Genomic DNA, 23,933 nt, shown 5'->3' with positions numbered 1-23,933 from the left:
ATGACCATACTTATTATTGTAGGGATTATTGTATTACTGGGCATCATCTTTGCTTCCATGTACAACTCATTAGTGAAATTGAGAAACAATCGTGAAAATGCGTTCGCCGACATCGATGTACAGTTGAAACAACGCCATGATCTCATTCCCCAACTGGTAGACACCGTGAAAGGATATGCCGCACATGAAAAGGAAACGCTCGATCGAGTGATTCAGGCACGTAACGGTGCAGTTGGCGCAAAAACGATTGATGATAAGATAGCTGCCGAAAACCAGTTAAGCTCTGCTCTTGCTGGATTGAAGATTACTCTCGAGGCTTATCCCGATCTGAAAGCTAATCAGAATTTCCTGCAATTACAGGAAGAAATTTCTGACGTAGAGAATAAACTGGCTGCTGTTCGCCGCTACTTCAACTCGGCCACTAAAGAATACAATAACGCCGTGCAGACATTCCCGTCAAATATCGTAGCAGGAATGACCGGATTCCAAAGAGAGATAATGTTCGACTTGGGGAAAAACGAACGTGCGAATTTGGAGCAGGCACCCAAAATTAGTTTCTAAAACCTTTATATACACCGTCCATCCAATTACAAAAGTCGAACACGCATGCAATACGTCGGAATCCAAACACAGCAGAGCCGGAATAATCTGCGCTCTGCGTTTCTACTATTCCTGTTTCCCTGTCTCGTGGCAGCACTCCTCTATTTGGCCTGCTACCTGCTGACTTTTATGGGATATAAAGAGGATATGGAAGTCGAAATGATGCCAATAGTCAATCATTTCTTCTTCTCTTCGTTACCATATACCATGGGGATTGTATTAATCTGGTTTCTGATTGCCTATTGGGCTAACACAAGCATTATCAATTCCGCCACCGGCTCCAAGCCGCTGAACCGTCAGGAGAATAAACGAGTTTATAATCTGGTGGAAAACCTCTGTATGTCTCAAGGCATGAAAATGCCGAAAATCAATATCATCTATGACAGTTCCCTGAATGCATTTGCCAGCGGTATCAACGAACGCACATACACCGTTACTCTCTCGGAGGGCATCATCCGGAAACTAAATGATGAGGAACTGGAAGCAGTCATCGCGCACGAGCTAAGTCACATCCGCAACCGCGATGTACGCCTGCTGATTATTTCCATTGTTTTTGTCGGTATCTTCTCCATGCTGACAGAAATCACGTTTTATGCCATTACACACATACGCGTGCGTAGTAATAGTAAAGGTAGCGGCGGTGTGGTTCTTTTTATTCTTATTGCTTTAGTGATAGCCGCCATCGGTTATCTTTTTGCAAGCCTGATGCGTTTTGCCATCTCACGCAAACGCGAATATATGGCAGATGCAGGTTCGGCAGAAATGACGAAGAATCCGTTGGCACTGGCCAACGCTCTCCGCAAAATATCAGCAGATCCCGCTATCGAAGCAGTAGAAAGGAAAGACGTGGCACAATTATTTATTCAGAACCCCCAAAAGGCATCTAAAAGTATATTCAGCGGACTTAGCGGATTGTTTGCCACTCATCCTCCCATCGAAAAACGAATCGAAATACTGGAACAGTTCTAAATCGGGCTAAACTCATAAATAACAGGGGGTTCTGTTTAATTTTCATTAAAAGAAACAGAAGTATCCCTGTCTTTTTAGTATATTTGATTGTTATACATATATACATCAACCTAAATGCAAACTGATATGAGAACGAAGAAGCAAATCTTTATGCTGTTACTAGCCTTGCTAGTGGGCATCCCTACCCTTTCGGCTCAACAAAGTAAAAAGGAAAAGAAGGAACAGAAGAAAGAAGCAGTAATGAAACTAATTGAATCTGAAAATTATAAGATAGATGTCAACACTGCCATGCCGATGCGCGGACGCTCCATCCCTTTGACATCTTCCTACTCACTGACAATCAGAAATGATTCGGTTATTTCTTACTTGCCTTATTATGGACGGGCCTATAGCATCCCGTATGGCGGAGGTGACGGACTTAACTTCAAAGCCATCCTCAAAGAATATAATGTGGAAATGGATAAAAAAGGGAATGCCGTTATCAAGTTCGTCGCACGTAATCCTGAAGACAGATATGAATTCAGAGCCAAAGTATTTCCCAATGGTTCGGCAAGTATTGATGTCAATATGCAAAACCGGCAGTCCATTAGTTTTCAGGGAGAACTGGATATAAAAGAGGAAAAATAATGCCGTCCTTATTCTTCCGGCTCTTCACTACCTTTTAATATAGGTAGGCAAATGTGATATTTGACAGCTAAGATGCGGGTCAGGAATACCGCCAGTCCGCCAATCAACTGACAGGCGTATGATTCCAGACCTGCAACGTCGCACAGCCAGTATGCAATACCGCCTACAACGCAGGCCATTGCATAAATTTCTTTTCGGAAGATAAGAGGTATTTCATTGATAAATACGTCACGAATCACTCCACCGGCTGCTCCTGTAATGCTACCCATGATAATAGCCACCCAGAAAGGATAACCTAAAGCAATGCTCTTGCCTACACCTACCACGGTAAACAATGCCAAGCCAATGGTATCGAAAATAAAGAAAGTATTATTGAGCCGGATGAGCCAACGTCCGAAACAGATTACCCACAGCAAAGCCAGTCCCGTACAAATCAGATAGATAGGGTCAGTCATCCATCCCGGTGTCACGTCAAGCAGGACATCACGGATGGTACCGCCACCGATAGCCGTAGCAAGTCCTACCACATAAGCACCGAACCAGTCGAAACGTTTCGCCGAAGCTAGCCGGATACCACTAATAGCAAAGGCAAATGTGCCTATAAAATCAAGAATTTGAACGAATGTGGGCATATATTTGTTATTTTGTATGCAAAGTAACGAATAAATTCCGTAAGAAAATGTACTTTTGCTTCACGAATTAAACCGAATAAGATAGAAACAATATGAAAATAACAATTGTTGCGGGGGCACGCCCCAATTTTATGAAGATAGCTCCCATTACACGCGCTATTGAAGCCGCACGGGCGCTGGGTAAAAGTATCTCTTACCGACTGGTATATACAGGAAGGAAAGACGATACAAGTCTGGATGCTTCTCTCTTTTCGGACCTCGACATGAAAGCTCCTGATGTTTATCTGGGAGTGGAAAGTAGTAATCCAACGAGTTTGACAGCCGGAATCATGGTAGCCTTCGAACAGGAGCTGACGGAGAATCCGGCACACGTAGTCCTTGTGGTAGACGACTTGACCGCAACCATGAGTTGTGCCATCGTTGCCAAGAAACAAGGTATCAAGGTAGCACATCTCGTAGCCGGAACCCGTTCTTTCGATATGAAAATGCCAAAAGAAGTCAACCGCATGATTACAGACGGACTATCCGACTATCTGTTCACAGCCGGCATGGTTGCCAACCGTAACCTGAACCAGACGGGAACAGAAAGCGAAAACGTATATTATGTAGGCAACATTCTGATTGATGCCATCCGCTACAACCGGAACCGTTTGCTCAAACCTATATGGTTTTCCGTATTGGGGCTGCAAGAGGGAAATTATCTCTTGCTCACCCTCAACCGTCGCGTATTGCTAAACAACAAAGAGAATCTGCGTCAGTTGCTGAAAACAATCATTGAAAAATCTGCCGGTATGCCTATCGTAGCACCGCTGCACACATACGTACGAAATGCCATCAAAGAATTAGGCATCGAAGCTCCGAACCTCCACATAATGCCTCCGCAGAATTACCTGTTCTTCGGTTATCTGATAAACAAGGCAAAAGGAATCATAACAGATTCAGGAAACGTAGCCGAAGAAGCGACCTTCCTGGGTATTCCTTGTATCACGCTCAACACGTATGCCGAACATCCGGAAACGTGGCGCATGGGAACCAACGAACTTGTCGGAGAAGATCCTGCTCTGCTTGCCAAAACAATGGATACACTGATGCACGGTGAATGGAAACGTGGCGAACTTCCCGAACGTTGGGACGGACGTACCGCAGAGCGTATTGTACAGATACTTACGAGCAAATAACATTTACCCGGCATGTTCCATTCCGTTTCCCGGCATGGGACTGTTAGTTTCACGCCTTGAAACTAATAGTTTCACACCGGGAAACAAAGTGTTTCACACCGAGAAACCAACAGTTTCATGCCGGGAAACAAAAAGTGTCAAGTGTCGAAACAAAAAGTGCCCTACAACGAGAGCAAAGGTTTCAAATATCGGGACCGGGAGAACAAAGTACTGAAACAGCCTTATCAAAAGGATTAACAAAGGAATATTCCTTGGATTACCGGGCGATATATGCTTGTAAACAACCAAAAACGATGGGTAAAAAAAGTTATATATTCTGTTATCCTTAGAGTTATTTGTTAACTTTGCAGCCCTACTACAAACGTTATGATACAACGATATAACAAAATACTTATACTGTTCTTACTCGTATTGGTAGCTTCCAATGCTTTTGCGCAGCAAATTAAAGGGGTAGTCACTGATTCGGTTACCCACGAGCCATTGATGTATATCTCTGTTTACTACCAAGAAAAGAGAGATATGGGTACTATCACCAATATTGACGGAGAATACAGTCTTGAAGCCCGCAGAAACGGAGGGACACTGGTGTTCTCCGCTGTAGGTTATATCAGTAAAACGGTTCGAGTCGGTTCCAACAATCAGACAGTGAACGTTAAGTTAGCTCCGGATAATGTGCTCCTGAACGAGGTTGTCGTGAAACCTCAAAAGGAGAAATATTCCCGCAAGAACAATCCGGCAGTGGAATTCATGAAGAAGGTAATCGAACACAAAAAAGCGCAAGTACTCGAAGTGAACGAGTACTATCAGTACGACAAGTACGAGAAGATGAAAATGTCCATCAACGACCTCACACCGGAAAAGCTCGAAAAAGGTATCTACAAGAAATATTCATTCTTAAGAGATCAGGTGGAAGTGTCGGAAACAACCAATAAGTTGATTCTCCCTATTTCCGTACAGGAAACGTCCTCGCAAACCATCTACCGCAAAAATCCCGAAAACAAGAAAACGATTATCAAAGGAAAGAATTCCAATGGTATAGAAGAATTTTTCTCTACGGGAGATATGCTCGGCACTGTATTGAAAGACGTATTTGCCGACATCAATATCTACGACGACGATATCCGATTGCTCCAGCAGCGTTTCGTCAGTCCGATCGGTAACAATGCCATCTCATTTTATAAATATTATCTGATGGACACATTGATGGTAAACAAGCGCGAATGTGTTCACCTCACTTTTGTTCCGCAAAACTCGCAGGACTTCGGATTCACCGGACATCTGTATGTATTGAACGATTCTACTTATGCCGTTCAGAAATGTACGATGAACCTGCCTAAAAAGACCGGAGTAAACTTCGTCAACCGTATGGACATCGTGCAACAATACGAGCAACTCCCTAACGGAAACTGGGTATTGGCGGATGATGACATGACCGTAGACCTGTCCTGGAATTCCAACAAAACAGCAGGCGGATTGCAGGTGGAACGAACTACGAAATATAGTAATTATAAATTCGATCCTATCGAACAACGACTGTTCCGATTGAAAGGCAGCGTGATAAAAGAAGCGGATATGCTTTCGAAAAGCGATGAGTATTGGGCAAGTGTTCGTCAAGTACCGCTGACGAAGAAAGAAAGTTCGATGGATGTATTCGTCAACCGCCTCGAACAGATACCGGGATTCAAATACATCATCTTCGGAGCGAAAGCGCTGATTGAAAACTTTGTGGAAACAGGAAGCAAAGGTCATCCGAGCAAAGTGGATATCGGTCCTATCAACACCATGATTTCGAGCAACTACATTGATGGTACCCGTTTCCGGTTAAGCGGCATGACAACAGCTCATTTCCACAAACACTGGTTCTTGAACGGATACGGAGCTTACGGTCTGAAAGACAAACGCTGGAAATATAGCGGTACGGTAACTTATTCGTTCAATAAACGCGATTATGTTGTCTGGGAATTCCCGAAACATTATCTTTCGGCTACGTACAGTTATGATGTTATGTCTCCGATGGATAAGTTCCTGTTCACTGATAAAGACAATATCTTCCTGTCAGTAAAAACAACGACAGTAGACCAGATGTCGTATATGCGCGATGCCACCATTAATTATGAACTTGAAACGCTGACAGGATTCGGAGTGAAAGCCATGCTGCGCCATCGTAACGACGAGCCTACCGGCAAACTGGAATATCTGCGCAATGATGCCGCGCAAACCCGTGTGCATGATGTCACGACTTCGGAAGCGAGCCTGACGCTGCGTTATGCTCCGGGCGAATCATTTGTCAACTCCAAACAACGCCGCGTACCTGTATCGCTGGATGCTCCTATCTTTACCCTGACTCATGCCATGGGTTTCAAAGGAGTACTAGGTGGAGATTATAGTTTTAACCGTACGGAAGCAAGTGTATGGAAACGTTTCTGGCTTCCCGCTTCCTGGGGAAAGATTGATTGTAGCTTAAAAGCAGGTGCTGAATGGAACACGGTTCCTTTCCCGTTGTTGATCTTGCCGGAAGCTAACTTGTCCTACATCACCCAGCGCGAAACGTTCAACTTGATTAATAATATGGAATTCCTGAACGACCGTTACGCTTCCATGTCATTATCTTATGATATGAATGGAAAACTATTCAACCGTATTCCTCTTATCAAGAACTTGAAATGGAGAGAAATGTTCCGCGTACGTGCTTTGTGGGGAACATTGACGGATAAGAATAATCCGTTTAAGAGCAACAATCCCGATTTGTTCCGTTTCCCGACACGCGACGGTAAGTTCACCAGTTTCGTGATGGACCCGAAAGTGCCTTATATTGAAGGAAGTGTAGGTATCTACAACATTTTCAAGTTGCTGCACGTTGAATATGTACATCGTTTCACTTATCGTGATAATCCGGGTATCAACAAAAACGGTATTCGTTTCATGGTATTAATGGTATTCTAGAAAATTATGCAACCTTTAGCAGAACGGTTACGGCCAAAAACTTTGGATGAATATATCGGTCAGAAACATTTAGTTGGACCGGGAGCCATCTTGCGGAAAATGATTGACGCAGGACGCATCTCTTCTTTTATTCTCTGGGGACCTCCCGGAGTAGGTAAAACAACTATTGCACAGATCATTGCCAACAAACTGGAAACGCCTTTCTATACTTTGAGTGCTGTGACTTCCGGTGTGAAGGATGTACGCGAAGTGATAGACCGTGCCAAGAGCAACCGTTTCTTTTCGCAGTCCAGCCCGATTTTGTTTATCGATGAAATCCATCGGTTCAGCAAGTCGCAGCAGGACTCTCTGTTGGGAGCGGTAGAGAACGGAACAGTCACGCTGATTGGCGCAACAACGGAGAATCCGTCGTTTGAGGTCATCCGCCCTCTCCTATCCCGTTGCCAGCTTTATGTACTCAAATCTTTGGAAAAAGAAGATTTGCTGGAACTTCTGCAACGTGCCATCACCACAGATGCCATACTGAAGGAACGAAAAATTGAATTGAAAGAAACAACAGCTATGTTGCGCTTCTCCGGTGGAGATGCCCGCAAGCTGCTTAATATATTGGAACTTGTTGTGCAATCGGAGACGGAGGAAACAGTTGTCATCACCGATGAAATGGTGACCGAACGCTTGCAACAGAATCCACTGGCTTATGATAAGGATGGAGAGATGCATTATGACATTATCTCGGCTTTCATCAAGTCTATCCGCGGCAGCGATCCTGACGGAGCGATCTACTGGCTTGCCCGTATGGTAGAAGGAGGCGAAGATCCTGCTTTCATTGCCCGCCGGCTTGTGATCTCTGCTTCCGAGGACATTGGTTTGGCAAACCCGAATGCATTGCTTCTCGCTAATGCGTGCTTTGATACATTGATGAAAATCGGTTGGCCCGAAGGACGGATTCCTTTGGCTGAAACAACGATTTATCTGGCTACCAGCCCTAAAAGCAACTCGGCATACAGTGCAATTAACGATGCATTAGAGCTAGTCCGGTCAACCGGTAATCTGCCTGTGCCCCTGCATCTGCGCAATGCTCCGACCAAACTGATGAAACAGTTGGGATACGGACAGGAATATAAATATGCGCACAGCTATGAAGGTAACTTTGTCAAACAGCAATTTCTTCCGGACGAGCTGAAAGACAAACGGATATGGCAACCGCAAAACAATCCGGCAGAACAGAAACATGCCGAGCGAATGATACAGTTGTGGGGAGACAAATTTAAGAAATAAGTGTTCGTAAAATAAGTCACTCCCTTCTGTAAGAAAAGCTAAAAGCAAAATAAAGCAGTAGGAAACATTATAACATATTAATAATATTGAAATTGAAATGAAGATTGTAGTTTTAGACGGCTATGCCGCCAATCCCGGAGATTTATCCTGGGAGGGTATGAAGGTGCTTGGAGAATGTACAATTTATGACCGTACAGCTCCGGAAGAGGTATTAGAACGTGCAGCCGGTGCAGAAGCAATTCTGACTAACAAGGTAATCATCAATGCAGACCACATGGCTGCACTGCCCGAACTGAAATATATCGGTGTGTTGGCTACCGGATACAATGTGGTAGACACAGCTGCTGCAAAAGAACGGGGAATCGTCGTTACTAATATTCCTTCATACAGCACCGCTTCCGTTGCTCAAATGGTATTTGCGCATATCCTGAACATCACTCAACAAGTGCAACACCACTCTGAAGAAGTGCATAAAGGTCGTTGGACCAACAACAAGGATTTCTGTTTTTGGGACACTCCGTTGATGGAACTGCGGGAAAAGAAAATCGGTCTGGTAGGACTGGGAAATACCGGATATACCACAGCGCGTGTTGCGATCGGTTTCGGTATGCAAGTGTATACATTGACTTCTAAATCGCACTTCCAGTTACCACCGGAAATCAAGAAGATGGATTTAGATCAGTTGTTCAGCGAATGTGATATTATCAGTTTGCACTGCCCGCTTACTCCGGAGACACGCGAAATGGTAAATGCACGCCGTTTGGGTATGATGAAGCCGACAGCTATTTTAATCAACACCGGTCGCGGCCCGCTTATCAACGAACAAGACCTTGCAGACGCTTTGAACAATGGCAAGATTTATGCAGCCGGAGTAGACGTGCTTTCTACTGAACCGCCTTGTGCCGACAATCCATTACTAACTGCGAAGAACTGCTACATCACTCCGCACATTGCCTGGGCAACCATCGAGGCTCGTGAACGTCTGATGAATATTGCAATCAGTAACCTTCAGGCTTACATTGCCGGAAAACCGGAGAATATAGTCAATAAATAAAAAGCGATATATCCGAAAGGATAGAAAAGGCTTATATATAAAAACTCCCCTCATTTAACTTCTCTACCATGACATAGAGAATTAAATAAGGGGAGTTTATTTGTTCCTACAAGAATCTCAATTCGAAATTCTATGTGGACAAAGTATTAATATGAGTGTCCTCCTTCATCCATTTCTTTCTCGGTAATTTTGTGACGATCGATACTACGCCAAGCATAGAAAATATATGCAATTACGAATGGAACAAGAATAGAGACATAGGCCATTGTCTTTAGTGTAAATTCGCTGGAACAGCTATTGGCTAAAGTTAATGAGCTTTGCAGGTCTGTATATGACGGATAATAAGCGGTATTGTTGTACCCTGCTACCAGCAATAAAGATAAAACAGTCAGTACCGTACCGATTCCCGTAAACCAGATTCCTTTATCAAACGTCTTTTTAAGCAATGTCTTTCCAATGCCGAAAAGAACCAGTACCACACCAATCAGGAATAAAGCCAACACTACCGGCATTTCGATAAAGTTAGTGAGATACTTATATGGCTGCATATAAATTTCCTGTGTATCCGGATTAACGGCAAAGCCATCAGATACCAATGTACGAATGACAAATGCCAAAAAGAATACAAGGAACAAAACTGTATTATTTCGTACTGCACGACGACATTTATCGGTCAGCTCTTTATCATCAATATTATTAATGAAATAGAGAGATCCCAACACACGGGCAAGGAAGAAGACAGCCAATCCAAGAATAACATTCCAAATGTTGGTCAGTGCATCCAATCCGTGCCAGCCATTTCCCCAATGACTGATTACCGGCATAATGGTATCTGTCATATTGGCCTTATTAATATAGAAATCAGAACCGGTAAAGAAAGTAGCCACTGCCCCACCAAGTAACACAGGACCTACCACTCCATTAATCACCAAAAAAGTCCGGTATGTCTTTTTACCTAACAGATTTCCGGCTTTACTCTGAAACTCATAACTGACAGCCTGCAATACAAAACTGAAAAGTATAATCATCCAAAGCCAATATGCACCGCCGAAACTGGTACTGTAAAACAAGGGGAAAGAAGCGAAGAAAGCTCCTCCAAATGTAACCAATGTAGTAAACGTAAACTCCCACTTACGTCCGGTAGAATTCACCATCATCTTACGATGTTCCTCGGTTTTACCCAAGCAGAACAACAAAGAATTACCTCCTTGTACAAACAATAAGAACACGAGTATGGCTCCTAACAAGGAAACGACAAGCCACCAATATTGTTGCAAAAATATATACATATAGCTAAAATATTAAGTAATGAGTAATAGGTTATTATCAATTCTCCGGTCCTTTTTTAATAGCCTTTACCATAATTCCGACACCTGCAATCAGCATCACTGTAAACAGGAGCAGGAAGATAAAGAAAGTCGTTTGTACAGAGCTTACATCCAGTTTGGAGATGGCAGCCATTGTCGGCAGCATATCACGGATAGCCCACGGTTGACGCCCACATTCGGCAACCACCCATCCGGCTTGTCCGGCGATGTATCCCAAAGGAATTGTCAGCAGAGCAATCCAGTGCATCCAACGCATCTGGCTTAAATCTTTCTTATAGATAAAGAAGAGAACGACAATAAAGAACAGGATGAAGTATCCGCCCAAGATTACCATTACACGGAATGCATAAAAGTTCAGAGGAACATTCGGAACCAGTTGGTTCACATCTTTGATATATCCGTAACCGAAATATGGAATATTTTCCTGTAATACTTTATATGCAATTTGAGCATCTTCCTCATGTCCTGCACTCTTTGCTGCACGATAGGCAGCCAATGCACCGATAGCCGTTTTTCCACGTTCTATCTTCTCGGCAGCAGAAAGAGCTGTCGATCCGTCTTTCTGTTGATAACCACCCTCGATGATATTTGTAATACCAGGAACGTAGCCGTCTACATTACGTTCTGCAAGGAAAGAAAGCATGCTGGGGATTTCAAAACGGAAGAGGAAAGGATCTTTCCCATCGTTGTAAGTCTTCTTTTCCGGGTTCAACACTCCTATTCCAACCAGACCTACATTAGTGCCGCCTTCATACAGACCTTCCACGGCAGCCAGTTTCATCGGTTGCGTCTGGGCAATCTGATAACCGGAACCATCACCCGTCCAAACAGAAAGCAACGATGCTACTAATCCAAAAATCGCCCCAATTTTGATGCTGGCAAGCGCAAACTCACGATTACGTTTCTTCAGCAGATACCAACAACTGATGCCGACTACAAAAATAGCACCCAGCACCCAGCCGGACAATACCGTATGGAAGAATTTATTGACCGCTACAGGTGACGTAGCCACTGCCCAGAAATCTACCATCTCATTACGAACTGTATCAGGATTGAATTCCATGCCTACCGGATGCTGCATCCATGCGTTGGCAACGAGAATCCACCAGGCGGAAATCGTAGCTCCCAAGCCTGTGAGCCAGGTAGAAGCCAAGTGGAAACGTTTACTTACTTTGCCCCATCCAAAGAACATGACGGCGATAAATGTGGCTTCCATAAAGAATGCCAAAATACCTTCAATGGCCAACGGAGCACCGAAGATATCTCCTACAAACCATGAATAATTGCTCCAGTTCGTACCGAACTCAAACTCCAGAATCAAACCGGTTGCCACACCAATGGCAAAGTTTATACCGAAGAGTTTCATCCAAAACTGGGCAGTCTTTTTCCAAAATTCATTGCCTGTTTTATAATACAGCGTCTCCATGATTCCCATCACCACTGCCAGTCCGAGTGTGAGAGGAACAAAAATCCAGTGGTACATGGCTGTCATCGCAAATTGGGCTCTCGACCAATCGATCAGCGAGGTGTCAATACTTTCAATCATAATCCTATGTAGTTTAAGAGTTAAAAATCAGTAGATTTACCGGGGATGGCACGTTCTATCAGTTCGTTTCCCACGTATGTTCCCTTGTCGTCATCCGTAGGATGGTCACGGAGGAAATCAGGGAAAAAGAACATTTTAAGGATGAAGAACATAACGAATAATTTCAGCAGAATGATAACCCACAGGGTACGCCCCAAGGTCATACTACGGAAGCCCTCCAAATAGAAGTTCCAGATCGTAAGCAGTGTATTCTTCATATGTTGACGTTATAATTTGTAATGAGTACAAATATACATTTTTTATAATTAAAACAAACAACTAGTCAAAAAAGTTGTGTGATTTGTTGTGTTTTTCTTCAAAAACCTGCCTATCGACAGAAAAAAAACATTTAACGGCGAAATTACGTCATCCGTCTATCGTTTTTGCGGCATATATAATATGTACGTACCTTCGCTAACAGTAAATCAATAGAAGTATGAATATGATAAATGTAAGAAGATTGACAGTGATGACATTTCTTGGAGCAGGTATGCTGTCCGGCATATCTGCCCAAGTTTCTCCGCTGCAAGTCGATACGCTGAAAGAAACGAAAATTCCGGCTCAATGGGATTTGCAGTCATGCATCGACTACGCAAAAGAGCAGAACATCACGATTCGCAAGAACCGGATCACTGCGGCCAGCACGCAGATTGATGTAAAGACAGCTAAGGCTGCCTTGTTTCCCAGTCTTTCGTTCTCTACCAGCCAGCAGGTGGTGAATCGTCCGTATCAGGAGACGAGTAGTCGGGTAAGCGGCAGCGAAATTATCAGTAGCAATAGTAAAACGAGCTACAATGGTAATTATGGACTGAATGCGTCGTGGACTCTATATAATGGTAATAAAAGACTGAAAACCATCCAGCAGGAAAAGTTGAACAATCAGGTAGCCGAACTGGACGTAGCGACTTCCGAAAATAACATTCAGGAATCTATCGCCCAAGTGTATATCCAGATTCTTTATGCGGCCGAGTCTGTCAAAGTAAACGAAAGTACCCTGCAAGTTTCTATTGCGCAGCGTGACCGCGGACAGGAACTTCTGAACGCCGGAAGTATTGCTAAAAGCGACTTCGCCCAACTGGAAGCACAGGTGAGCACAGACCGATACCAACTTGTCACAGCGCAAGCCACTCTTGAAGATTACAAATTACAACTGAAACAATTGCTCGAACTGGATGGGGAGAATGAAATGAACATCTACCTCCCTGCCCTGTCCGACGAAAATGTACTGGCTCCGTTGCCTACCAAAAAAGATGTGTACATTAGTGCATTGAGTCTTCGCCCGGAGATTGAAGCTAGCAAACTTAATGTAGAGGCTTCCGAACTGGGTATCGGTATTGCCAAATCAAGTTATTTGCCCACAATCAGCCTTAGCGCAGGCATCGGAACCAACCACACCAGCGGCAGCGACTTCACTTTCGGAGAGCAAGTGAAAAACGGATGGAACAATTCGATCGGATTGTCTGTCAGTGTGCCGATCTTCAATAACCGTCAAACTAAAAGTGCCGTACAGAAAGCAAAATTGCAATACGAGACGAGCATGTTATCCTTGCTTGACGAACAAAAAACTCTGTACAAGACCATCGAAGGACTCTGGCTGGATGCTAACAGTGCACAGCAACGTTATGCAGCAGCAAACGAGAAGTTGAAGAGTACACAAATCAGCTATGAGTTGATTAGCGAACAGTTTAATCTGGGAATGAAGAATACCATAGAACTTCTTACTGAAAAGAACAACTTGCTGCAAGCACAGCAGGAACAGCTTCAAGCCAAATATATGGCCATACTGAATACGCAGTTGCTGAAGTTCTATCAGGGAGATCAATTAGCAATCTAAATAAAAGCATAATAAACGAATGAAAACGAAAAAGATTATCTTAATCGCTGTGGCAGTCGTTGTGGTAGCAGGTGCAGGAATCTGGTTCTTTGCAGGTTCACCGGCCAAGCACAAAGTCACCTACGCCACTGCCAACGTGAGCAAAGGCGATATTTCAAATTCGGTAACTGCTACCGGAACCATCGAACCGGTGACGGAAGTAGAAGTCGGTACGCAGGTTTCCGGTATCATCGACAAGATTTACGTAGATTACAACTCGGTAGTAACCAAAGGACAGTTGATTGCCGAAATGGACCGTGCCACATTGCAAAGCGAACTGGCATCACAACAGGCAACGTACGATGGTGCAAAAGCCGAATATGAATATCAGAAGAAGAATTATGAACGTAGCAAAGGCTTACACGAAAAGTCACTGATTAGTGATACGGATTTCGAACAGGCCCTCTACAACTATCAGAAAGCGAAAAGTAGCTATGATAGCAGTAAGGCATCGCTCGCAAAAGCAGAACGTAACCTGGCTTATGCTACTATCACCTCACCGATTGACGGAGTAGTCATCAGCCGTGATGTGGAAGCAGGACAAACCGTTGCTTCCGGATTCGAAACTCCGACACTGTTCACCATTGCTGCCGACCTGACACAGATGCAGGTAGTAGCCGATGTGGATGAAGCTGATATAGGCGGTGTAGTAGAAGGCCAGCGTGCCAGCTTCACGGTAGATGCTTATCCGAATGATGTATTCGAAGGCGTAGTTACACAAATTCGTCTGGGAGATGCAAGCAGTACGAGCAGTACAAGCACCACCACTACAGTAGTTACTTATGAAGTTGTAATCTCTGCTCCCAACCCTGATTTGAAACTGAAACCTCGTTTGACAGCTAATGTCACGATCTATATTCTTGATAAAAAGGATGTGTTGTCTGTCCCGAACAAAGCACTGCGATTCACACCTGAAAAACCGTTAATCGGTAATAATGACATCGTAAAAGATTGCGAAGGCGAACATAAACTCTGGACTCGTGAAGGAACCACATTCACCGCTCATCCGGTAGAAGTAGGAATCAGCAACGGTATATCTACAGAAATTATCAGTGGCATTTCCGAAGGAACAAAAGTAGTGACCGAAGCTACCATAGGAGCAATGCCCGGTGAAAATGTGGCTGCTGAAGGAAATCAGGAAAGTGGCGGAGAAAGAAGTCCGTTCATGCCTGGCCCTCCGGGAAGTAAGAAGAAAAAATAATTATTCAATGTGCCAATCCGTTATTGGCACATTAACACATTATTTACGATGAAAAAAGTAATTGAAATACAAAATATCAAACGTAACTTTCAGGTAGGCGACGAAACCGTCCACGCATTGCGGGGCGTTTCGTTCAATATCAATGAAGGAGAGTTTGTTACCATCATGGGGACTTCCGGTTCGGGAAAATCCACGCTGCTTAATATATTAGGCTGCCTGGACACCCCGACCAGTGGAGAATATCTGCTCGACGATATTCCCGTACGTACAATGAGCAAGCCTCAACGTGCAGTACTAAGAAACCGGAAGATTGGCTTCGTGTTCCAAAGCTACAACTTGTTACCTAAAACGACGGCTGTAGAAAATGTGGAACTACCGCTTATGTACAACTCTGCCGTGAGCGCTTCCGAACGCCGTCGCCGCGCCATCGAATCCCTACAGGCTGTAGGATTGGGGGACCGTCTGGAACATAAATCCAACCAGATGTCCGGTGGACAGATGCAGCGCGTTGCCATCGCACGCGCATTGGTCAACAATCCGGCAGTGATTCTTGCCGACGAAGCGACCGGAAACCTCGATAGCCGTACCTCTTTCGAGATACTTGTACTGTTTCAAAAGCTTCATGCAGAGGGACGTACGATTATCTTTGTAACACATAATCCCGAACTTTCGCAATATAGCAGCCGGAATATCCGTCTGCGTGACGGTCAGGTTATAGAAGATACAACCAATCCGAAAATTCTGTCTGCTGCCGAAGCGCTGGCCGCATTGCCGAAAAACGACGAGGATTAATAATTATTCAATGTGCCGATATACTAATGTGCCGATTGGCTGTACAATAAACAAGTTGGGAGAGTATACCTTCAGGAAATTGCCCCATTAGTATATGGACAAATTAGCAAATTATTCATTATGAATGGAACTAATTTATTTAAGATAGCTCTCCGGGCATTGGCGAACAATAAGCTGCGTGCTTTTCTAACCATGCTCGGTATCATTATCGGTGTTGCTTCCGTCATCACGATGCTGGCTATCGGACAAGGTTCGAAGAAAAGCATCCAGCAGCAGATTTCCGAAATGGGATCGAACATGATTATGATTCATCCAGGAGCTGATATGCGCGGAGGTGTCCGGCAGGACCCGTCTGCTATGCAAACGTTGAAGCTTGCCGACTACGAAGCCTTGCGTGATGAGACAAGTTTCCTGTCCGCCATCAGTCCCAATGTTTCATCATCGGGGCAACTCATTGCCGGAAACAACAACTACCCAGCTTCCGTGAACGGTGTCGGAACAGAATACCTCGACATCCGCCAGCTGACTGTTGAAAACGGAGAGATGTTCACAGAGGCCGACATACAGAGTTCGGCGAAAGTATGTGTGATTGGAAAGACTATAGTAGACAATCTTTTTCCGGACGGAAGTGATCCGGTAGGTAAGATTATTCGTTTCAGTAAAATACCGCTTCGTGTGGTAGGTGTGCTTAAAGCCAAAGGCTACAACTCCATGGGACAAGACCAGGATGCAGTAGTGCTTGCACCATACACCACAGTGATGAAACGTCTGCTTGCCGTTACGTATTTGCAGGGAGTGTTTGCCTCTGCCCTTACCGAAGATATGACGGATTATGCTACTGACGAAATCAGTACGATCCTCCGTCGCAACCATAAGCTGAAAGCTTCGGATGACGATGATTTCACCATCCGTACCCAACAGGAATTGAGTACAATGCTCAACTCAACCACCGATTTGATGACAACCCTGCTGGCTTGTATCGCAGGTATTTCATTGGTAGTAGGTGGTATCGGAATTATGAATATCATGTATGTATCCGTTACGGAACGTACCCGTGAAATCGGTCTGCGTATGTCTGTCGGTGCACGTGGAGTCGATATTCTAAGCCAATTCCTTATCGAGGCCATCATGATTAGTATCACGGGAGGTATCATCGGAGTGATTATCGGTTGCGGGGCTAGCTGGATTGTCAAGAGCGTAGCGCATTGGCCTATCTATATCCAGCCGTGGAGTGTATTCCTTTCCTTCGCAGTATGTACCGTTACGGGCGTCTTCTTCGGATGGTATCCGGCTAAGAAAGCAGCTGATTTAGACCCGATAGAAGCCATCAGATACGAATAATTGATTGACAACCGTCGGTTGTCAATTAAAAAAATTATCTTTGTCTTTATGAAACAAACCTTTACATCCGCACGTCGTCCCCTGGAGATACTGATACACATTATCAGCTGGGGGATTATGTTCGGTTTCCCGTTCTTCTTCGTTGAACGTGGAAACGGGAACATTAACTGGATGGCCTATATACGCCATCTTGCTGTACCACTCTCTTTTATGATTGCGTTCTACGTGAATTATTTCATTCTTGTTCCCCGTTATCTGTTTCAGAGTCAGGCCAAAAGATATATCGTCTACAACATTATCTTTTTATGTGTCATCGGCATTTTGTTACATCTCTGGCAAAGCCTGACATTCGATCCGTCATTTGCACCCAAAGCCAAAAGACCGGGTATGCCTCCGGGATGGCTATTCTTCCTTAGAGATATGTTGAGCCTCGTATTTACTATCGGCCTAAGTGCCGCTATCCGTATGAGCGCGCGATGGACGCAAAATGAAGCTGCCCGCAAAGAGGCGGAACGAAACCGTGCGGAAGCGGAACTGAAAAATCTGCGAAACCAACTGAACCCTCACTTTCTGCTGAATACCCTGAATAATATCTATGCACTGATTGCATTTGATTCGGACAAAGCGCAACAAGCAGTTCAGGAGTTGAGCAAACTGCTTCGTTATGTGTTATATGATAACCAACAAACGTACGTTCCTCTCTGTAAAGAGGTTGATTTTATCCGAAATTACATTGAACTGATGCGCATCCGCCTGTCGGCCAATGTACAGATGATTACTAAATTTGATATTCAGCCTGACAGTCAGACGCTTATTGCTCCGCTTATCTTTATCTCATTGATAGAGAATGCTTTCAAGCATGGCATCTCCCCTACTGAATCGAGTTTCATCAGTATTCATCTTTCGGAGAATGATAAGGAAGTGATTTGCGAAATTCGCAACAGTAATCATCCAAAGACAGTGGAGGATAAAAGTGGCTCGGGTGTGGGACTGGAGCAAGTCAGCCGCCGGTTGGAGATTCTTTATCCCGGGGCTTATACCTGGTCGAAAGGTATCTCAAAAGATGAAAAAGTATATGAATCGAAATTAAGTATCAAGATCAGAGAGTAGATTTCAAAACATTGAATATAAAAACTTTAGATATAAAATAGTATGATGTTACGTTGTGCAATTGTTGACGATGAGCCGTTAGCTCTTAGCTTGTTAGAGAGTTACGTGAATAAAACCCCGTTCCTGCAACTCGTAGGAAAGTATTCCAGTGCGGTTCAGGCAATGAAAGAATTGCCTGGCGAAGAGGTCGATCTCCTGTTTCTGGACATCCAGATGCCGGAGCTTAATGGTTTGGAGTTTTCGAAGATGGTAGATCCGCACACCCGCATTGTGTTTACTACCGCTTTCGGACAGTATGCCATCGACGGTTATCGTGTCAATGCACTCGATTACCTGCTGAAACCAATCTCCTACGTCGATTTCCTGCAAGCTGCCAACAAGGCCCTTCAATGGTTCGAACTTGTACAGAAACCGGAAGAGATAGACAGTATTTTTGTGAAAAGTGACTACAAACTGGTGCAAGTGGACTTGAAGAAAATCATGTATATCGAAGGACTGAAAGATTATATTAAAATATATACGGAAGATGCTTCCAAACCTATTCTATCACTGATGAGTATGAAAGCAATGGAGGAACTTTTACCTTCCAGCCGTTTCATACGCGTGCACCGCTCATTCATCGTACAAAAAGATAAGATACGTGTGATCGATCGCGGGCGTATTGTTTTTGACAAGACATATATTCCTATCAGCGATAGTTACAAGCAAGTTTTTCAGACTTTTCTTGACGAAAGGAGCTAATTATTCATGAATTTATCGGTAAAAAAGTGAATTTTGTCGATTATAGTTTGCCAAAACCCGTTTTATATCTACCTTTGCAACGAACAGAAAGGGATTGTGAAATTCCAAGAATAGAATAGTTTAGTTAAGTCTAGTTTAGTTTTTGTGTTAATAGCTCCCTCGTCAGCGGACGAACTAGGGAGCTATTTTTATAATTGATATACAACAAACTATTAAATTCAAATCGAGCCCTTTCTTTCTTAATGAGTATTTATCATTGAAAGTTAAAACGTCACTTTTGACGTTATTTACATTGCCGCAACCGTACTGCGGCAATACATACTAATTAAATAGAATTTAAACATGGCTAATCTATTTATTTTATTACCAGTCATATTATATCAAAAGAAAACGAAAAAAAGTGGCTTGATCATCATTTGAATAAAACTGGAATCAAGTCACTTTTAAGACCTTCTGATGAAAATAAAATGTTTGCATACCAAATAAAAACGACTTTCTAAAGAAGGATTTGGAAGATGAAACAATACTACAAAAAACTTAAAATTTAAACAGCTAATTTTACTACTTGAATTTTAAATTAGGTTATTATAGAATTCACCATACGTTTCTCCCATATCTATAATATCAATGTCATTTATACGATAAGAAATCGAAAGAACATCTGGGTCATAATTAATATTTATACATTGATCTTTTTGTAACTTTACATGTTTTGAGAAAGAAGCAGATGTATTATATCTTGCATTTTTACAGCTACAAACATAAACATTATAAAATACATTAGAAAAAGCTTCTCGATATTCAAGTTCAACCCCTCCATTTCTATCAATATTACATGTTGTAATTGGAGAATCCATTCTATCATAAACTTCCTTTATAATATTCCACATTTCAATTGTTAAATGTGAGGGAATATTCCACTTTGTAGCATACTTGTTAAATGAAGACATACATTTTGCAGCACAACTCATCGCCTGTTCTTTATTCATAGCATTAAAATTTGATTTATTTTTCAAACGTACTAAATAGTTTCGTTATTAACAAGTTAAAGGACTTTTTTTATTCTATAACATGTGTATTCTAAATTTATACCAAGAATCTAACTTACTTTGTCATGGATTAGAATAAATCAAAGAACTATTTTCCATAGATTACAGGAATATTATTGCACAAAATATACATATTTTCCATAACTTTGCAGCGACAAAGGATCACACAAATGGAATATAGCGTAGAAGAACTAAAAAGTGCATTAATAGAGAAATGCAAGAGTGAAGGTATCCTGTATGCAACGGTTGCAATGGACCGTCGTACTAAAGAAATGATTCTTCCTGATACTTTACAAGGAGCTCTGAAACATCCGGAATTCTTCGTATGTACCTGCAAGAAAGTAAAAGACCAATATGTAGTGGAGGAGATTACTAAAGTGTAATACTCCCCCCAGTCTTTTATTTTTTATTCGCCCAGTTCACTTAGCAAATCGTAGGAAGGAGCAAAGAAAAGTGTTCCCGTAACTGCTGTACTAAAGTCCAGTAAACGGTCGGTATTGCCTACCGGATTGCCAATAAACATACTTTCCAACATCTGCCGGGTAGTAGTGAACGTACTTGCATAGCCGATGAAGTAAGTACCATATTCTCCCTTAGACGTATTGGCGAATGGCATATTGGCACGCACTATTTTCAGGTCATCACCAATATTAGTGACGGCATTATGCGCATTTTGAGGTTTCTCCTCGTCAGACAGTTCGACATCGTTAAACTTACGACGCCCGATCACTTTCTCCTGTTCTTCCACAGGTAAGGAGTTCCACGCAACCATATCGTGAATATACTTCTGCACAAAGACATAGCTGCCTCCTGCAAAATCAGCATCTTCCTCTCCTACAACTGCAAAATGATAGGGATTTTCATCAACCGCCGGATTCTCCGTTCCATCCACAAAGCCGATAATGGCTTTGCCATCCATATATCTGAAACCGTGAGTTTCGTCGACAGGTTCAACCACGCCTTGAAGTTTCTCATCGATGATAGATGCAAACTCAAAACATAATCCCATCTGTTTTGCACGGATATGAAACAATAAGTCGCCCGGAGTAGAAACTGCCGTATGCTTCTCGCCTTTTATCTCTTCGAAAGTTTTCAGTTCTTTGGGTTTTCCCTGTTCCGGGAAAAGACGGTTCCAGGCATCGGCTCCAAATCCCATGGTACAACTGAACATCATATCAGGAAAACGGTTACGCATACTGCGAATCAGGGCCGAGAAATTAGCACACACATCTTTTACTTTGCCAAGAGTTTCAGGCGAATCTTTTAAAGTATAAACAATAAAAATAACATTTTCGCCTTGTTTCCCCGCTACGTCTTGTGGGATATTACCACCAAATGAATGTTGATAAGGATTCATATTTTTCTTTTTTTTCTATTAGTTTCGTCAATGAAATAGTTCTGTTCTAACTCATCTTTTTATTAGGATCTTCAATATATGCGGCAGCCCCTTTATCCATAAACAGTTCTACATTTTGCGCATGATGAGCCACATAGGCTGCGGGACCAGTGTCTCCCGAATTACAGATTTCTTCTACTACATCGGCTTTATTTTTTCCGGTAATCAGGAAAATGACATAGCGGGCATTCTGAATGGGGTATCCCGTCATTGCGATACGCTTCTGCCCGTTACGGGGATGTGCACTGACCACATAAATAGAGTTTGAAGTCAGCAAATCTTCTTGCCCGGGAAAGATCGAAGAAGTGTGTCCGTCATCTCCGGCTCCCAACAGTATAATATCGAATTCGGGCCAACCACGCTTAAACGGCACTTGCTGCCGGACTAACTCCGAATAACGAACCGCCTCTTTCGCAGGCTTTGCCTCTCCACGGATACGGAATACATTCTCATAGAGAATAGGAGTGATACCCAAAAGAAGGTTGCGCATCATTCCGTAATTACTGTCCGAATCATCGGGAGGCACACAACGTTCATCCACCCAATAAATCCGCATACGGTCCCAAGGGGTAATTTCCATATATTCATTCGCCCATAAATCGAACATCAGAGCAGGGGTATTACCACCACTAACTGCGATATTGAACACTCTGTCCGGCTCTTCATTCATGATTTCCACCAGGCGGAGTATCAATGCTCGTGAAGTTTCAATTGATGAGGGAAAAACTGATAGTTTCATAATTCACAATATTGATCTGTATTTGTCAAATTCTTACAAGGATTCGTCCAGTCAGCCCCATGTTCGTGCATCATTGCTTCACTTTCCAAAGGTCCCCACGTACCTGCGGGATAACCGTAAAGAGGCGCATCGGGGTTATCTTTCCAATAGCGGAGCACCGGATCGAAGAATTTCCATGAGGCTTCTACTGCATCACTTCGAGTAAATAAAGTCGGATCGCCCTGGATACAATCATCTATCAGACGGGCATAAGCGTCACCACTAGGCACACCGCCCAACTGTGCATAACTGAAATCCATCGTCACCTGGCGGACTTCGAAACCTGCACCGGGGACTTTCATTCCGATTTTGAGCACAATTCCTTCATTCGGTTGCAAACGAAGGATCAATTTATTAGCCCGTGGACAGTTGCCACTAGCACAATGAAACATCTGGTGAGGTGTTTCCCGGAAATGCACAACGATTTCCGTTACTTTCGTCGGCATTTGTTTACCTGTACGAATGTAGAACGGAACGCCACTCCAGCGCCAGTTACTAATGCCCAGTTTCATGGCAATATAAGTTTCCGTGCGCGAATCGGGAGCCACTCCTTTTTCTTCACGGTATCCTTTTTTACTACCGGAGGCTGTATATTGTCCGCGAACAATATGTTCATTCAAATCGATATCATTCAATGGAGTAAGAGATTCGTAGACCTTCACCACTTCATTACGGAAATTGTCTGCATTGAAAACAGCAGGCGGTTCCATAGCCGTAAGGGCCACGAGCTGTATCAGATGATTCTGCACCATATCCCGCAGCGCACCTGCCGTTTCATAGAACCCGCCTCGTTGCTCGATACCCAGATTTTCTACGGCTGTAATTTCTACGTAGTCAATATAGTTACGATTCCAGAGAGGTTCGAAGATACCGTTGGCAAAACGGAAAGCCAGTACATTCTGGGCCGTTTCCTTACCGAGAAAATGGTCGATACGGTAAATTTGATGCTCATTGAAAACAGAGGCATACGTTTTATTCAGTTCAAGTGCCGACTCGAGATCATAGCCGAAAGGTTTCTCAACGATGATGCGCGAGTGGGGAGTGTTAAGTCCGGCAGCTTTCAAATAGAGGGGCACTACTCCGTAAAGTGATGGCGGAGTGGCAAGATAGAACAGCAGATTGTCCGGATCTACCTCATTAGTCAATTCAACCAGACGTTGGCGGAGTTGCGGGTAACCTTCTTCTTTTGCCGGGTCCATCGGTAAATAGTAGAGATGGGAGACAAATGAAGCCATAAGAGCTGTGTCCTGTTCTTCAGACTTGACAAACAGTTGTAGTTCTTCTAATATATAGGAACGGTAGTTATCGTCAGAATAGACCGTACGCCCGATACCCAATATGGAAAACTCTCCGGTCAACCGTTTTTCACGGTAGAGGGAGTAAAGGGCAGGCATCAGCTTACGCTTGGTCAAATCACCTGACGCACCGAAAATTATCATTGCAAATTTATCCACTTTA

Annotated in this window: 22 protein-coding genes; 14 read left to right on the top strand and 8 right to left on the bottom strand. The window is 43.4% G+C overall.

All coding sequences use genetic code 11. The annotated features are described in order from the left end of the window. From KSX81_RS22370 to KSX81_RS22360, 3 genes are all read left to right on the top strand, one after another. Positions 1-561: a LemA family protein gene (locus KSX81_RS22370; protein WP_004306356.1), complete on the top strand. Its 561-nt coding sequence runs from the start codon at positions 1-3 to the stop codon at positions 559-561. Positions 562-606: 45 nt separating this feature from the next. Beyond that, positions 607-1,569: a M48 family metallopeptidase gene (locus KSX81_RS22365; RefSeq protein ID WP_004318617.1), complete on the top strand. Its 963-nt coding sequence runs from the start codon at positions 607-609 to the stop codon at positions 1,567-1,569. A 126-nt stretch (positions 1,570-1,695) separates the two neighbouring features. Next, positions 1,696-2,196, top strand: coding sequence for a DUF4251 domain-containing protein (locus KSX81_RS22360; protein ID WP_004306358.1), 501 nt, complete (start codon positions 1,696-1,698; stop codon positions 2,194-2,196). A gap of 8 nt (positions 2,197-2,204) precedes the next feature. On the opposite strand, the gene KSX81_RS22355 is transcribed toward KSX81_RS22360, so the two are convergent. Next, positions 2,205-2,828, bottom strand: coding sequence for a trimeric intracellular cation channel family protein (locus KSX81_RS22355; RefSeq protein ID WP_004300342.1), 624 nt, complete (start codon positions 2,826-2,828; stop codon positions 2,205-2,207). Positions 2,829-2,920: 92 nt separating this feature from the next. Here KSX81_RS22355 and wecB point away from each other — a divergent pair, with 92 nt between their 5' ends. From wecB to KSX81_RS22335, 4 genes are all read left to right on the top strand, one after another. Then, positions 2,921-4,006, top strand: coding sequence for a non-hydrolyzing UDP-N-acetylglucosamine 2-epimerase (gene wecB / locus KSX81_RS22350; RefSeq protein WP_004318618.1), 1,086 nt, complete (start codon positions 2,921-2,923; stop codon positions 4,004-4,006). Positions 4,007-4,372: 366 nt separating this feature from the next. After that, positions 4,373-6,949, top strand: coding sequence for a DUF5686 and carboxypeptidase-like regulatory domain-containing protein (locus KSX81_RS22345; protein WP_004318739.1), 2,577 nt, complete (start codon positions 4,373-4,375; stop codon positions 6,947-6,949). Positions 6,950-6,955: 6 nt separating this feature from the next. Continuing rightward, positions 6,956-8,227 (top strand): replication-associated recombination protein A, encoded by a 1,272-nt coding sequence (locus KSX81_RS22340; RefSeq protein ID WP_004318741.1) that lies wholly within the window; start codon positions 6,956-6,958, stop codon positions 8,225-8,227. Positions 8,228-8,324: 97 nt separating this feature from the next. After that, positions 8,325-9,281 (top strand): D-2-hydroxyacid dehydrogenase, encoded by a 957-nt coding sequence (locus tag KSX81_RS22335; protein ID WP_217725841.1) that lies wholly within the window; start codon positions 8,325-8,327, stop codon positions 9,279-9,281. A 146-nt stretch (positions 9,282-9,427) separates the two neighbouring features. Here the strand turns inward: KSX81_RS22335 and cydB are convergent, their stop codons facing one another. From cydB to KSX81_RS22320, 3 genes are read right to left on the bottom strand one after another with little or no spacing between them, the layout of a single operon-like run. Then, positions 9,428-10,570, bottom strand: coding sequence for a cytochrome d ubiquinol oxidase subunit II (gene cydB, locus KSX81_RS22330; protein WP_004300336.1), 1,143 nt, complete (start codon positions 10,568-10,570; stop codon positions 9,428-9,430). Between the two features lie 37 nt (positions 10,571-10,607). Next, positions 10,608-12,155, bottom strand: coding sequence for a cytochrome ubiquinol oxidase subunit I (locus tag KSX81_RS22325; RefSeq protein ID WP_004311577.1), 1,548 nt, complete (start codon positions 12,153-12,155; stop codon positions 10,608-10,610). Between the two features lie 20 nt (positions 12,156-12,175). Beyond that, entirely contained in the window at positions 12,176-12,412 is a 237-nt protein-coding gene (locus KSX81_RS22320) for a DUF4492 domain-containing protein (RefSeq protein WP_004300334.1), read from the bottom strand. A gap of 218 nt (positions 12,413-12,630) precedes the next feature. Between KSX81_RS22320 and KSX81_RS22315 the strand changes: the two genes are divergently transcribed. The 6 genes from KSX81_RS22315 (at position 12,631) to KSX81_RS22290 (ending at position 19,252) form a co-directional block, all read left to right on the top strand. Beyond that, the gene (locus tag KSX81_RS22315) at positions 12,631-14,028 is read left to right on the top strand and encodes a TolC family protein (protein WP_004318745.1); all 1,398 of its coding nucleotides are present in this window, start codon (positions 12,631-12,633) and stop codon (positions 14,026-14,028) included. 19 nt (positions 14,029-14,047) lie between these two features. Beyond that, entirely contained in the window at positions 14,048-15,268 is a 1,221-nt protein-coding gene (locus KSX81_RS22310; protein ID WP_004300331.1) for an efflux RND transporter periplasmic adaptor subunit, read from the top strand. Between the two features lie 48 nt (positions 15,269-15,316). Further along, the gene (locus KSX81_RS22305; protein ID WP_004300330.1) at positions 15,317-16,060 is read left to right on the top strand and encodes an ABC transporter ATP-binding protein; all 744 of its coding nucleotides are present in this window, start codon (positions 15,317-15,319) and stop codon (positions 16,058-16,060) included. A 120-nt stretch (positions 16,061-16,180) separates the two neighbouring features. Continuing rightward, a complete protein-coding gene (locus KSX81_RS22300) occupies positions 16,181-17,401 on the top strand; it encodes an ABC transporter permease (protein ID WP_004300329.1) in 1,221 nt (406 codons plus the stop codon). Between the two features lie 48 nt (positions 17,402-17,449). After that, on the top strand, positions 17,450-18,511 hold the full coding sequence (locus KSX81_RS22295; RefSeq protein WP_004306368.1) for a sensor histidine kinase: 1,062 nt from the start codon (positions 17,450-17,452) through the stop codon (positions 18,509-18,511). Positions 18,512-18,553: 42 nt separating this feature from the next. Further along, positions 18,554-19,252 (top strand): LytR/AlgR family response regulator transcription factor, encoded by a 699-nt coding sequence (locus tag KSX81_RS22290; protein ID WP_004300327.1) that lies wholly within the window; start codon positions 18,554-18,556, stop codon positions 19,250-19,252. A gap of 572 nt (positions 19,253-19,824) precedes the next feature. On the opposite strand, the gene KSX81_RS22285 is transcribed toward KSX81_RS22290, so the two are convergent. Further along, positions 19,825-20,241 (bottom strand): hypothetical protein, encoded by a 417-nt coding sequence (locus KSX81_RS22285; RefSeq protein ID WP_004297824.1) that lies wholly within the window; start codon positions 20,239-20,241, stop codon positions 19,825-19,827. 230 nt (positions 20,242-20,471) lie between these two features. On the opposite strand from KSX81_RS22285, the gene KSX81_RS22280 reads away from it, so the two are divergent. Further along, positions 20,472-20,684 (top strand): hypothetical protein, encoded by a 213-nt coding sequence (locus KSX81_RS22280; RefSeq protein WP_004297825.1) that lies wholly within the window; start codon positions 20,472-20,474, stop codon positions 20,682-20,684. 23 nt (positions 20,685-20,707) lie between these two features. Here KSX81_RS22280 and KSX81_RS22275 read toward each other — a convergent pair whose 3' ends face one another. Genes KSX81_RS22275 through zwf form a run of 3 tightly spaced genes read right to left on the bottom strand, consistent with a single transcriptional unit; the run spans position 20,708 to position 23,929 of the window. Continuing rightward, the gene (locus tag KSX81_RS22275; RefSeq protein ID WP_004297827.1) at positions 20,708-21,658 is read right to left on the bottom strand and encodes a Dyp-type peroxidase; all 951 of its coding nucleotides are present in this window, start codon (positions 21,656-21,658) and stop codon (positions 20,708-20,710) included. Between the two features lie 46 nt (positions 21,659-21,704). Beyond that, complete coding sequence (pgl, locus tag KSX81_RS22270; RefSeq protein ID WP_004297828.1) at positions 21,705-22,436, bottom strand: 6-phosphogluconolactonase; 732 nt, start codon at positions 22,434-22,436, stop codon at positions 21,705-21,707. Continuing rightward, positions 22,433-23,929, bottom strand: coding sequence for a glucose-6-phosphate dehydrogenase (gene zwf / locus KSX81_RS22265; RefSeq protein WP_004297829.1), 1,497 nt, complete (start codon positions 23,927-23,929; stop codon positions 22,433-22,435). Before zwf ends, pgl begins: the two co-directional genes overlap by 4 nt. Between the last annotated feature and the right edge of the window lie 4 nt (positions 23,930-23,933).

This window comes from Bacteroides sp. MSK.18.37 (assembly GCF_019129155.2).
Classification (GTDB): Bacteria; Bacteroidota; Bacteroidia; order Bacteroidales; family Bacteroidaceae; genus Bacteroides; species Bacteroides ovatus.
The sequence above is the reverse complement of the archived record's forward strand: the minus strand, read 5'-3'. Positions and strand labels throughout refer to the sequence as shown.